Source organism: Stenotrophomonas sp. 05L414_2 (genome assembly GCF_056397905.1).
On record NZ_JBFTOJ010000180.1, the window covers coordinates 1 to 10,276 of the forward strand.

General features: G+C 66.6%; 12 protein-coding genes and 1 pseudogene. All 13 read right to left on the reverse strand.

Annotated features, from left to right (window positions below; genetic code table 11):
- Positions 1–166: pseudogene (locus AC1DJN_RS18780) on the reverse strand (ribonuclease T); the annotation flags it as partial.
- A gap of 225 nt (positions 167–391) precedes the next feature.
- On the reverse strand, positions 392–913 hold the full coding sequence (locus tag AC1DJN_RS18785) for an HvfX family Cu-binding RiPP maturation protein (RefSeq protein WP_442251036.1): 522 nt from the start codon (positions 911–913) through the stop codon (positions 392–394).
- A 23-nt stretch (positions 914–936) separates the two neighbouring features.
- The gene (locus AC1DJN_RS18790) at positions 937–1,692 is read right to left on the reverse strand and encodes an HvfC family RiPP maturation protein (protein ID WP_280884153.1); all 756 of its coding nucleotides are present in this window, start codon (positions 1,690–1,692) and stop codon (positions 937–939) included.
- The gene (locus AC1DJN_RS18795; protein ID WP_442251037.1) at positions 1,685–2,560 is read right to left on the reverse strand and encodes an HvfB family MNIO-type RiPP peptide maturase; all 876 of its coding nucleotides are present in this window, start codon (positions 2,558–2,560) and stop codon (positions 1,685–1,687) included. The genes AC1DJN_RS18790 and AC1DJN_RS18795 overlap by 8 nt, the downstream gene beginning before the upstream one ends.
- Entirely contained in the window at positions 2,547–2,897 is a 351-nt protein-coding gene (locus tag AC1DJN_RS18800; RefSeq protein ID WP_442251038.1) for an HvfA family oxazolone/thioamide-modified RiPP metallophore, read from the reverse strand. The genes AC1DJN_RS18795 and AC1DJN_RS18800 overlap by 14 nt, the downstream gene beginning before the upstream one ends.
- Before the next feature lie 180 nt (positions 2,898–3,077).
- Entirely contained in the window at positions 3,078–3,785 is a 708-nt protein-coding gene (gene phoU / locus AC1DJN_RS18805; RefSeq protein WP_049465163.1) for a phosphate signaling complex protein PhoU, read from the reverse strand.
- A 64-nt stretch (positions 3,786–3,849) separates the two neighbouring features.
- The gene (gene pstB / locus AC1DJN_RS18810; RefSeq protein WP_025875381.1) at positions 3,850–4,680 is read right to left on the reverse strand and encodes a phosphate ABC transporter ATP-binding protein PstB; all 831 of its coding nucleotides are present in this window, start codon (positions 4,678–4,680) and stop codon (positions 3,850–3,852) included.
- Between the two features lie 19 nt (positions 4,681–4,699).
- Positions 4,700–5,563, reverse strand: coding sequence for a phosphate ABC transporter permease PstA (gene pstA, locus AC1DJN_RS18815; RefSeq protein ID WP_032951813.1), 864 nt, complete (start codon positions 5,561–5,563; stop codon positions 4,700–4,702).
- Positions 5,563–6,531, reverse strand: coding sequence for a phosphate ABC transporter permease subunit PstC (gene pstC, locus AC1DJN_RS18820; RefSeq protein ID WP_478039753.1), 969 nt, complete (start codon positions 6,529–6,531; stop codon positions 5,563–5,565). The genes pstA and pstC overlap by 1 nt, the downstream gene beginning before the upstream one ends.
- 82 nt (positions 6,532–6,613) lie before the next feature.
- Complete coding sequence (pstS, locus tag AC1DJN_RS18825) at positions 6,614–7,702, reverse strand: phosphate ABC transporter substrate-binding protein PstS (protein ID WP_478039756.1); 1,089 nt, start codon at positions 7,700–7,702, stop codon at positions 6,614–6,616.
- Between the two features lie 288 nt (positions 7,703–7,990).
- Positions 7,991–9,010 carry a phosphate ABC transporter substrate-binding protein PstS gene (gene pstS, locus AC1DJN_RS18830; protein ID WP_478039759.1) on the reverse strand — a complete coding sequence of 340 codons (1,020 nt, stop codon included), beginning with the start codon at positions 9,008–9,010 and terminating at the stop codon, positions 7,991–7,993.
- A gap of 136 nt (positions 9,011–9,146) precedes the next feature.
- Complete coding sequence (locus tag AC1DJN_RS18835; RefSeq protein WP_442251039.1) at positions 9,147–9,926, reverse strand: PA3715 family protein; 780 nt, start codon at positions 9,924–9,926, stop codon at positions 9,147–9,149.
- Between the two features lie 110 nt (positions 9,927–10,036).
- The coding region (locus AC1DJN_RS18840) for a porin (protein ID WP_478039761.1) at positions 10,037–10,276 on the reverse strand (240 nt) is incomplete at its 5' end.

The following is a 10,276-nucleotide window of genomic DNA, read 5'->3' on the forward strand; positions in this document are numbered from 1 at the left end:
GCACGGCGGCGATTTCCAGCAGCGCGTTGCGCTGGCTGTCGAAGCCGCCGGTTTCAACATCCACCACCACCGGCAGGAAGCCGCGGAAGCGTTGTGACATCGCGCGCTGCGCCTGGGGTACGTCGGAAACAGGGAGGGCGGCAGGTGCGGAAGTGGGGTCGGTCATGTACGGATTCTAGCAGAGCGACCCTGAGCGCCCGGGATCCCGGTAGGTGCCAGCCTTGGTTGGTACCCTGCGCGCCGACCAAGGTCGGCATCTACCGGACCGCGCGGCGTGCGCCGACCAAGGACGGCATTTACCGGACGGCGCGGCGTGCGCCGACCACGTCGCCCGGGATCCCGGTAGGTGCCAACCTTGGTTGGCACCCTGCGCGCCGACCAAGGTCGGCATCTACCGGAGCACAGGCCGCGCCGTGGGGCCCGACGGATACCAGCGCGCCAGCACTTCATCCACGCTCAGGCGCCCAGCACCGGTGAACAGCAGCGGCAACAGCATCGCCATGAACAGCACCGGCAGTTTGAAGTTGCCAAAGCCCTGATCGCTGATCGCATAGCCCATCGCCAGATCGCCCAGCGAGCTCCATTCGGCCGGCCAGTGCACCGCATACGTGGCCACAGCCGTCAGCACCAGCAGGCTGGCGGCCGCAACGCGGGTGCCGAAGCCCAACAGCAGGCACGCTGCGCCCACCAGTTCGAACCAGGTGGCCAATTGCCAGTTCAGCGCAGCGGGCAGCTGGTCGAACGGAAACGGGAAAGCATCCTGCAGATCGGCGAACCAGTTCTGCCCGTGCAGCTTCTCGCGCCCGGATTCGAAGAATTCCCAGGCAAGCAGCAGGCGCAGGCCAAGCGGGGCCAACCACGGGGCGAAACGGTCCAGCTGGCCGCGTGCGGCGGCCAGGGTCGGGGTCTTCATCGGTGCATCTCCTGGAAGGGGCGTCAGGGTGAAGCGGGGAGCGGACCGATCACGCCAGCACGCAGGAACTGCTGCAGCAGGTGCGCGCCAGGGGCGGCCAATGTCCCAGGATCGAGGTGGTGCAGGGCGGCCAGTTGCTGCAGCTGTTGTTGGCCGGTGGCCCCGGGGGACTCGCCGATCAGGGTCAGCAGATGCACTGCGAGGCTGGTCAGGGTGGCAAATCGCACCGCGCCATCAGCGTCGCGCCGCACCAGCAGGCCGGTGGGCTCTGCCGGTGGTTGCGACGGTGCATCTTCGCTACCCAGCTGATGCACCGGCCAGCGGTACAGCAGCGGCCAGGCCAGCGGTGAGCGGCGCAGCGGCACCTGCAGCGGATCGATGTTGCCCGGTTCCGGCAGCGGATCGGCCTGCAGCTGGTACAGCGCGGTCTCCACCCACTCGTAGTGGGCCAGTTCGGCAAGCGCCGGATGCGGCAGCTCCGGTTGCACCTGCAGCCACTGCACGAACTCGGCAGCCAGTTCGGTGAACAACGGGGTGTGGCAATGGTGGCTGGCGAAATAGTGGCGCACCAGTGCACTCCAGTCCGGTTCGCCCAGAAGGCGCACGCAGACCGGGAAGCCATTGCTCAACAACCCCAACAGATTGTTGAACAGCAGGCGTTCGTACACGGCCACCCGACGCGGGTCCATGCCGGGCGGCGCCGGTACCTGTGCCGGGTCGCGCAGGTGCGCGGTGAACGCGTGCTGCTGCGCACGCAGGCGTTCGGGGGCATCAGCCATGGGCGGCTCCGGCATGCGCGGCCTGCAGGCGGTGGATGGTCTGCAGTTCGCCCCGCAGCTCGGCGTAGGGCGGGAAATTGAAGTCGCGTTCGAGCAGGGTGGGGCGTGGGCCGATACGGGCGTAGGTGCGTGCCAGCAGGTCCCACACCGGGTCGATCACCGGGCTGCCATGGGTGTCGATCTTCAGGTCCGGCGCCTCGTCCAGGTGCCCGGCCACGTGCAGGCAGACGATGCGTTGTGCGGGCAGGCCGGCGATGAAGGCATCGGCGTCGTAGCCATGGTTGCAGGCATTGACGTAGACGTTGTTGACGTCCAGCAGCAGATCGCAGTCGGCCTCGGCCAGCACGGCAGTGGTGAAGGCCAGTTCGTCCATCGTCGGGTCCGGCGCCAGGTAGTACGACACGTTTTCCACGGCGATGCGGCGGCCGAGAATGTCCTGCACCCGGGCGATGCGGGCAGCGGTGTGGCGTATCGCTTCATCGGTGAATGGAATCGGCAGCAGGTCGTACAGGTGGCCCTCGTCGCTGCAGTAGCTCAGGTGTTCGCTGTACAGCGGCACTTGATGCTGGTGCAGAAACGCACCCACCTGCGCCAGCAGCTGGGTATCCAGAGGGGCACTGCCGCCCAGCGACAACGACAGGCCGTGGCAGCTCAACGTATGGCGCGCCGCCAGTTCGGCCAACGCGTCACCTGCGGGACCACCGACACCGATCCAGTTCTCCGGCGCGCATTCGAGGAAATCGAAATCGCCGGCCGGTGCATCGCGCAGGTCCTGCAGCAGGGCACGGCGCAGGCCCAGGCCCACGGCCGCCGCAGGAAGCGGCGACCTCGGGTGGACGACGCCGGCGCGGACGTCAGTGCTTGCCACCGCACTTGCCTTCGCCGCACTTGCCTTCGGCCGACTTCTTGTCACCGCCGGTCTTGGCCTTGGTGTCCGCACCGGCCGCTGCCTTGCTCTTGTCGCCGCCGCACTTGCCTTCAGCACTCTTGCCGTCGGCGCCACACTTGCCTTCGGCATGCTTGGCCGCATCGGCGGATTTTGCATCGGTCGCCTTCGCATCGGTGGCCTTGGCCGCCTGGCCGGCCACCAGGTAGCCCTGGGCGAGGTCGGTCATGCTCAGGGCCGAGGCGGAGGCGGTCATGCCGAGGCCTGCGGCCAGGGCGGTGGCGGTCAGCAGGGACAGCGTCTTGTTGGAGGTGCTCATCGGTCGTGCTCCTGGGTGGTGGGCGGGTGCCCGTGGTGAAGCGATGGTGCAGCGATCCTACTCAACGAATCCTCGCCGGGAATTCAAATTTTCGTGAGAAGTATTGCAGCGCCAACAAAAAGGCCGCTGTCACGAGGACAGCGGCCACCCTGGAGTCGAATCCGGTGTTGCAGTGCAGTATCAGATATCGCCCGCGCTGGAGGTCTCGTCGCGCTTCTGGCGCGGCGGCAGCGGCTGTTCGCCGTGCACCAGGAACCACACGTTCTCGGCGATGTTGGTGGCATGGTCGCCCACGCGCTCCAGGTTCTTGGCCATGAACAGCAGGTGGGTGCACGGGGTGATGTTGCGCGGGTCTTCCATCATGTAGGTCAGCAGCTCGCGGAACAGCGCGGTGTACTGCGCGTCCAGGCGGGCGTCGTCCTCGCGCAGTTCCAGCGCGGCATCGGCATCGTTGTCGCGGTAGGCGGCAATGGCGCGACGGACCTGCTGTGCGGCCAGGCGGCCGAGGGCGCGCAGGCCCTGGATCTGCGGCAGCGGCGGCACCTTGCCCAGCGCGATCGAGCGCTTGGCGACGTTGGCCGCGTAGTCGCCGATGCGTTCGATATCGGCCGGAATGCGCAGGCCGGCGAGGATCTCGCGCAGGTCGCGGGCCATCGGGCCACGCAGCGCCAGGCGCATCACGTCGTGGCTGATCTGCTGTTCCAGCGCATCGATCGCTTCGTCGTTGGCGATGATGCGATGGGCGGCGTTCTCATCGCGCTTCTCGATGACGTCCATCGACGCCTCCAGCTGGGCGACGGCCATCTCGCCCATGCGCACGATTTCGGCCACCAGGCGCTGCTGCTCTTCGTCGTAGCTTTTGACGATGTGGTCGTTGGGAAGGTTCATGTTCTGCAATCCAGGTAGAGCCAGGCGCGCCTGGCTGGGACAGGTGACGAAGCGTCAGCGCCGATCAGCCGAACCGGCCGGTGATGTAATCCTCGGTCTGCTGCTTGGACGGCTGCGAGAAGATCACTTCGGTGCGGTCGTGTTCGATCAGGTCGCCCAGGTACATGAAGGCGGTGTAATCGGACACGCGCGCGGCCTGCTGCATGTTGTGGGTGACGATCACGATGGTGTACTCGTGCTTGAGCTCTTCCACCAGCTGCTCGATGCGGCTGGTGGAAATCGGGTCCAGCGCCGAGGTCGGCTCGTCCAGCAGCAGCACCGACGGGCGCAGGGCCACGGCACGGGCGATGCACAGACGTTGCTGCTGGCCACCGGACAGGCCTAGCGCGCTCTGGTTGAGCTTGTCCTTCACTTCGTCCCACAGCGCGCCCTGGCGCAGCGCGTGCTCGACACGGTCGGCCATGTCCGCCTTGGACAGCTTCTCGTGGTGGCGGATGCCGTAGGCCACGTTCTCGAAGATGGTCATCGGGAACGGCACCGGCTTCTGGAACACCATGCCGACCTTGCTGCGCAGGCGGTTCATCGGGTACTTCGGCGACAGGATGTTCTCGCCGTCGAGGATCACCTCACCGCGCGCTTCCAGCTTCGGATACAGCGCGTAGATGCGGTTGAAGATGCGCAGCAGAGTCGACTTGCCGCAACCGGAGGGACCGATCAGCGCGGTCACGCGCTTTTCCGGGATCTCCAGGTTGATGCCCTTCAGGGCGTGGAACTTGTCGTAGTAGAAGTCCAGTCCACGCGCGGCGAGCTTGACCGGGGCCGGAGCGTGCAGGTTCTCGTGCGAGGCCGGCACGACGATGCGCTGCATCGGCACGGCGTTGGAAAGGTCGTTCATGGCGGTATCCACGGAAAGGTCAGTCATGGGAGATACGGTTGCGCAGCAGGATGCCGCGCGCAGAGAGGCTGACCAGCAGCACGAACACGGTCAGCACCAGCGCGCCGGCCCAGGCCAGCACCTGCCAGGATTCGTACGGGCTGCCGGCGAACTGGTTCATCACCACCGGCACCGAGGCCATCGGCTGGAACACGTTGCTGTTCCAGTACTGGTTCCCGAAGGCGGTGAACAGCAGCGGTGCGGTCTCGCCGGAAATGCGGGCCAGCGCCAGCAGGATGCCGGTGATGATGCCGGCCGAGGCACTGCGGTACAGCACCTGCACGATCACCTTCCACTGCGGAATGCCCAGCGAAAGCGCGGCTTCGCGCATCTGCGAAGGCACCAGGCGCAGCATCTCGTCGGTGGTACGCACCACCACCGGCAGCACGATGAAGGCCAGCGACAGTGCACCGGCGAAGGCGGAGAAGCTGCCGCCGGTCTGCATCACGTACAGGGTGTAGACGAACAGGCCCAGCACGATGGACGGGGCCGACAGCAGGATGTCGTTGACGAAGCGGACCACGGTGCCGGCCTTGCGGGCGTTGCCGTACTCGGCCAGCCAGGTGCCGGCCAGCACACCCAGCGGGGTGCCGATGCCGATCGCCAGCGCACACATCACCGCACTGCCGAAGAAGGCGTTGGCCAGGCCGCCTTCCTGCATCGGCGGCGGTGTCATCTTGGTGAACAGATCCAGGTTGATGCCGGCCAGGCCCTTGGAGGCCAGGGTGAACAGGATCCAGCCGAGGAAGAACAGGCCGAACAGCGCGGTGGCGCAGGACATCGCGATGGCGATGACATTGCCGATGCGGCGGCGCAGGTACAGGGAGTCAGCGGTGCTGGACATCAGTTGCCCTCCTTGCGGGACAGGCGCATCAGCATCAGGCGGGCGATGGCGAGCACCACGAAGGTGACGATGAAGAGGACGAAGCCGAGCAGCAGCAACGCCGAGCGGTAGGTTTCAGTGGCTTCGCCGAAGTCGTTGGCGATCAGTGCGGCGATGGTGGTGCCCGGTTCCAGCAGCGACGGCGACAGGCGCACGCTGTTGCCGATCACGAAGGCCACCGCCATCGTCTCGCCCAGYGCGCGGYCSAGGCCGAGGAACACGCCACCGATCACCGCCGAGCGGGTGTAGGGCAGCACGATGTCCCAGCTCACTTCCCACTTGGTGGAGCCCAGCGCGTAGGCCGATTCCTTCAGGCGGGTCGGCACGGTCAGGAACACTTCGCGCATCACCGAGGAGATGAACGGGATGACCATGATCGCCAGCACGAAGCCGGCGGTGAGCATGCCGATGCCCAGCGGCGGGCCCTGGAACACCGGGCCGATGATCGGCCATTCGCCCAGGGTTTCGTTGAGGAACGGGGTGACGTACTCGGTCATCACCGGCACCAGCACGAACAGGCCCCACATGCCGTAGATGATCGAGGGAATGCCCGCCAGCAGTTCGATGGCGGTACCGACCGGACCACGCAGCCAGCGCGGTGCCACTTCGGTGAGGAAGAAGGCGATGCCGAAGCTGACCGGCACGGCGATGACCATCGCGATCAGCGCGGTGACCAGGGTGCCGTAGATCGGGGCGAGGGCGCCGAACTTGTTTTCGACCGGATTCCAGTCGGAGGAGAAGAAGAAGCTCAGGCCCTGCATCTGCAGGGCGTGGCGACCACCCCACAGCATCGACAGTGCGGCGCAGGCCAGCGCGATCAGGACGAAGATGACGGTGCCGACCAGCACCCATCGGAACAGTTTGTCGTTGCGGGCATCACGCGTATCACGCGTGGACGGGGCGGCTACAGGCTGGGCGATGGCATTCATGGGGACGGCAGGGCCAGGAAGGGGCGGGGCAGCACGATGTGCAGGAGACGGTGCCCGCACGTGGCGGGCACCGTCGGGTCCATCACTTCAGTTCGGTCGCCCAGTAGGCTTCGATCTGCTTGACCAGCTCGGCCGGCAGCGGCACGTAGTGCAGTTCGTTGGCCTGGGTCTGGCCGCTTTCGAAGGCCCACTTGAAGAAGGCCAGCGCATCCTGGTTGCGCTTGGCATCCTTCGGCTTCTTCTGCATCAGCATGAAGTTGGTGGCGGTGATCGGCCACGCCTGCTCGCCCGGGGCGTTGGTGATGACCAGGTTGAAGTCCTTGGCGCTGGCCCAGTCGGCGCTGGCGGCAGCGGCGGCGAAGGTTTCAGCGTTCGGCTGCACCCAGGTGCCGGCCGCGTTCTGCAGCGAGGTGTACGGCATCGCGTTCTGCAGGGCATAGGCCAGTTCGACGTAGCCGATCGAGCCCTTGATCTGCTTCACGTAGGAAGCAACGCCTTCATWGCCCTTGCCACCCACACCGTCCGGCCACTGCACCGAGGTGCCTTCGCCGACCTTGCTCTTCCACTCCGGGCTGACCTTGGACAGGTAGTTGGAGAAGTTGAAGGTGGTGCCCGAACCATCCGAACGGTGGACGATGGTGATCTTGCCGTCCGGCAGGGTCACGCCCGGGTTGGCGGCGACGATGGCCGGGTCGTTCCAGGTCTTGACCTTGCCCAGGAAGATGTCGGCGAGCAGGGCGCCACTGAGGCGCAGCTTGCCGGCTTCCAGGCCGTCGATGTTGACCACCGGCACCACGCCGCCGATGGCCGACGGGAACTGGGCCAGGCCGGCCTGGGCCAGCTCGTCGCTGCTCAGCGGCTTGTCGGACGAACCGAAATCAACGGTGCCGGCCTTGATCTGGGCGATGCCACCACCGGAACCGATCGACTGGTAGTTGATCTTCGCGCCGGTGGCGGTGTTGTAGTCGGCCGACCACTTGGACACCAGCGGGAAGATGAAGGAGGCGCCGGCACCGGAGACCTCAGCGGTCACCTTGTCGCCGGCAGCGGCCGGAGCAGCGGCGCCGTCAGCGGCCGGCTGCTGTGCGGCCTGCTTGTCGCCACCGCAGGCAGACAGGCCCAGGGCGATGGCCAGGGAAAGGGCGGCAAGGCTGGCCGAGTGCAGTTTCATGGTCACTCCATAGCACCGTTGCCCCCGCTCCTGCCTTCCATGACCCCACCGCGCCCCGATGAACCATCAGGCGGCGATGGGCCGAGCCTACAAGGACGTACTTGCGGCCGTCCTGCGCAGCCCGGCCCATCGCCGCAGCAACTCATCAAGGGAAGCGCAGCGCCTTTCACGACCAACCCTACAAAGAAGAAGAGCGCCGGACCCCGAAGGATCCAGCGCCCGGTGGGGCCGGCGGGGGAGAGAGGACCCGCCGGCCCCGTTCCTGCGGGGGAACGCCTTGCAACGAACTCAGTACTTCAGGTTCTGCGTCCAGTAGGTCTCGATCTGGCGCACCAGCGCGTCCGGCAGCGGCACGTAGTCCAGCTGCTTGGCCTGCGCATCGCCATTCTTGTAGACCCAGCGGAAGAACTCCTGCGTGGCCTTGGCGCCCGCCACGTTCTTCGGCTGCTTGCGCACCAGGATGAAGTTGGTGGCGGTGATCGGCCACGCATCAGCGCCCGGGGCGTTGGTCATCACCAGGTAGAAGTCACGGGCGTTGGCCCAGTCGGCGCTKGCCGCRGCGGCCGAGAACGAGGYGTCCGAMGGCTGCACGATCTTGCCGGCCGCATTCTTCATCGCCGCGTAGGACATCTTGTTCTGCAGCGCGTAGGACAGTTCGACATAGCCGATGCCGCCCTTGATCTGCTTCACGTAGGCAGCAACGCCTTCGTTGCCCTTGCCGCCGATGCCGGCCGGCCACTGTACCGAAGTGCCTTCACCGACCTTGCTCTTCCACTCCGGGCTGACCTTGGACAGGTAGTTGACGAAGTTGAAGGTGGTGCCCGAGCCGTCCGAACGATGAACGATCGTGATCTTGCCGCTGGGCAGGGTCAGGCCACTGTTGAGGGCGGCGATGGCCGGGTCGTTCCAGGTGGTGATCTTGCCCAGGAAGATGTTGGCCAGGGTCGGGCCGTCCAGCTTCAGCGCGCCGGGGGCGACGCCAGCAACGTTGATCACCGGCACCACGCCACCGATCACCGACGGGAACTGGGCCAGGCCGGCGGCAGCCAGCTCTTCCGGCTTCAGCGGCGCGTCGGACGAACCGAAGTCCACGGTCGCTGCCTTGATCTGGGCGATACCACCGCCGGAACCGATCGACTGGTAGTTGACCTTCTTGCCGGTAGCGGTGCTGTAGTCGGCCGACCACTTGGACATCACCGGGTAGATGAACGAGGCGCCCGCGCCGGTGACATCGGCGGCGTTGGCGGCGAACACGGACGACGCGGCCAGAATGGCGACGGCGGCGCGCGACTTGAAGGCGTGGATCACGGGAGAGACTCCTGGGGTGGTCGAGGGGCGGCTGCCCGACGTTTCGGTGCACATTCCATAACGGTTCCATGACACGCCCGCGTCTGTCATATGACGCGAACGTGACAGCCGTCATGGCGGTGCCCAAGCCCGCCCTTCAGAGCCCGCGCAGCGCCTCCGGAACGGCATAGCGACCGTCGCGGGGCTGCAGTGTCCAGCGCTGTACGGGTGCCGTCGTGTCGGTGGCATGGCAGTCGTCACCGGTGGCGACGCTGATCGTATCGGTGCGTTTTTCGCGCACCACGATCGGCGCCAGGCCAGCGGCATTGGCACTGCCCATCTCCAGCGTGCGCTCGAAGCGGCTGAACTCGCCGGCGCAACGCGTATCCCATTCGCCGCGACTGCCACTGACGGCCAGCGGGGCAAGCACCCGGCGCAGCTGCCGGCCCTCGCGTACGAACAACTGCAGTTCGGTCTGCGCGAACGGGTTGGGTCCTGAGCTGCCGCTGTAGTCCATGCGCACGCCGAACGCGCGGGTGGCGGGGTCCAACTGCCAGCGTGCTGTGTCCAGGCGCAGGCCGGTAAAGCGCAGCGCATCACTGCTGACCGCATCGGCCACGCGGGTCCAGGCCAGCGGCTGGCCACTGGCGGTATCGATCAGCAGCAGGTCCAGGTCGCCACCGCGCACGTCTTCCGAGGCGGGGGCGGTCCATTGGGCGACGGCCAGCAGGGTCGTGCCGGGCTGCGCGGGCCACGCGCGGCAGGCCGTGCTGTCCGCATCGGTGAAACGTGCCGTGACCGGCAGCGCGCCGGCCGGCAACTGCCGATACGCGGCCTCACGCACGGTATCCGCATCGTCACAGGCAAACGCAGTGGCGGGCAGGGCAGCGAGCAGGACACCGCAAAGCAGGCGGCGCAGGCGGAGCGAAGAAGGCATCCCGAAGGTCCTTGTCGACAGGGCAGGGCATCATCGCGCGGCCACCGCCTGCCCACAACGACGAAGGCACGGCCTGGGCCGTGCCTTCGTTCGAACGCGTGCTTCCGGTATTACCAGAAGAACTGCGCGCGGGCTTCCAGGATGTTCGGATCGTCGTTGACGAAGCCGCGGGCGGTCGAGCTGTACTTCTTGCTGTCGACCATCACGTAGTTGAGCATCAGCTTGAAGTTCGAGCGCCAGTACCAGTTCGCGCCGACAGTCCAAATGTCCATCTTGCCGCCGAGCACGCCATCGACGATCGGCGGACGGCCGGCCACCGGATTGGCGGCGAGGTTGCCGTCGTTCAGATC

What these genes read in the sequence shown, in the direction of transcription:
- AC1DJN_RS18790 (WP_280884153.1), bottom strand. Translation starts at nt 1,692, where the DNA reads ATGGCTGATGCCCCCGAACGCCTGCGTGCGCAGCAGCACGCGTTCACC.
- pstB (WP_025875381.1), bottom strand. Translation starts at nt 4,680, where the DNA reads ATGAACGACCTTTCCAACGCCGTGCCGATGCAGCGCATCGTCGTGCCG.
- AC1DJN_RS18785 (WP_442251036.1), bottom strand. Translation starts at nt 913, where the DNA reads ATGAAGACCCCGACCCTGGCCGCCGCACGCGGCCAGCTGGACCGTTTC.
- pstA (WP_032951813.1), bottom strand. Translation starts at nt 5,563, where the DNA reads ATGTCCAGCACCGCTGACTCCCTGTACCTGCGCCGCCGCATCGGCAAT.
- AC1DJN_RS18800 (WP_442251038.1), bottom strand. Translation starts at nt 2,897, where the DNA reads ATGAGCACCTCCAACAAGACGCTGTCCCTGCTGACCGCCACCGCCCTG.
- AC1DJN_RS18835 (WP_442251039.1), bottom strand. Translation starts at nt 9,926, where the DNA reads ATGCCTTCTTCGCTCCGCCTGCGCCGCCTGCTTTGCGGTGTCCTGCTC.
- phoU (WP_049465163.1), bottom strand. Translation starts at nt 3,785, where the DNA reads ATGAACCTTCCCAACGACCACATCGTCAAAAGCTACGACGAAGAGCAG.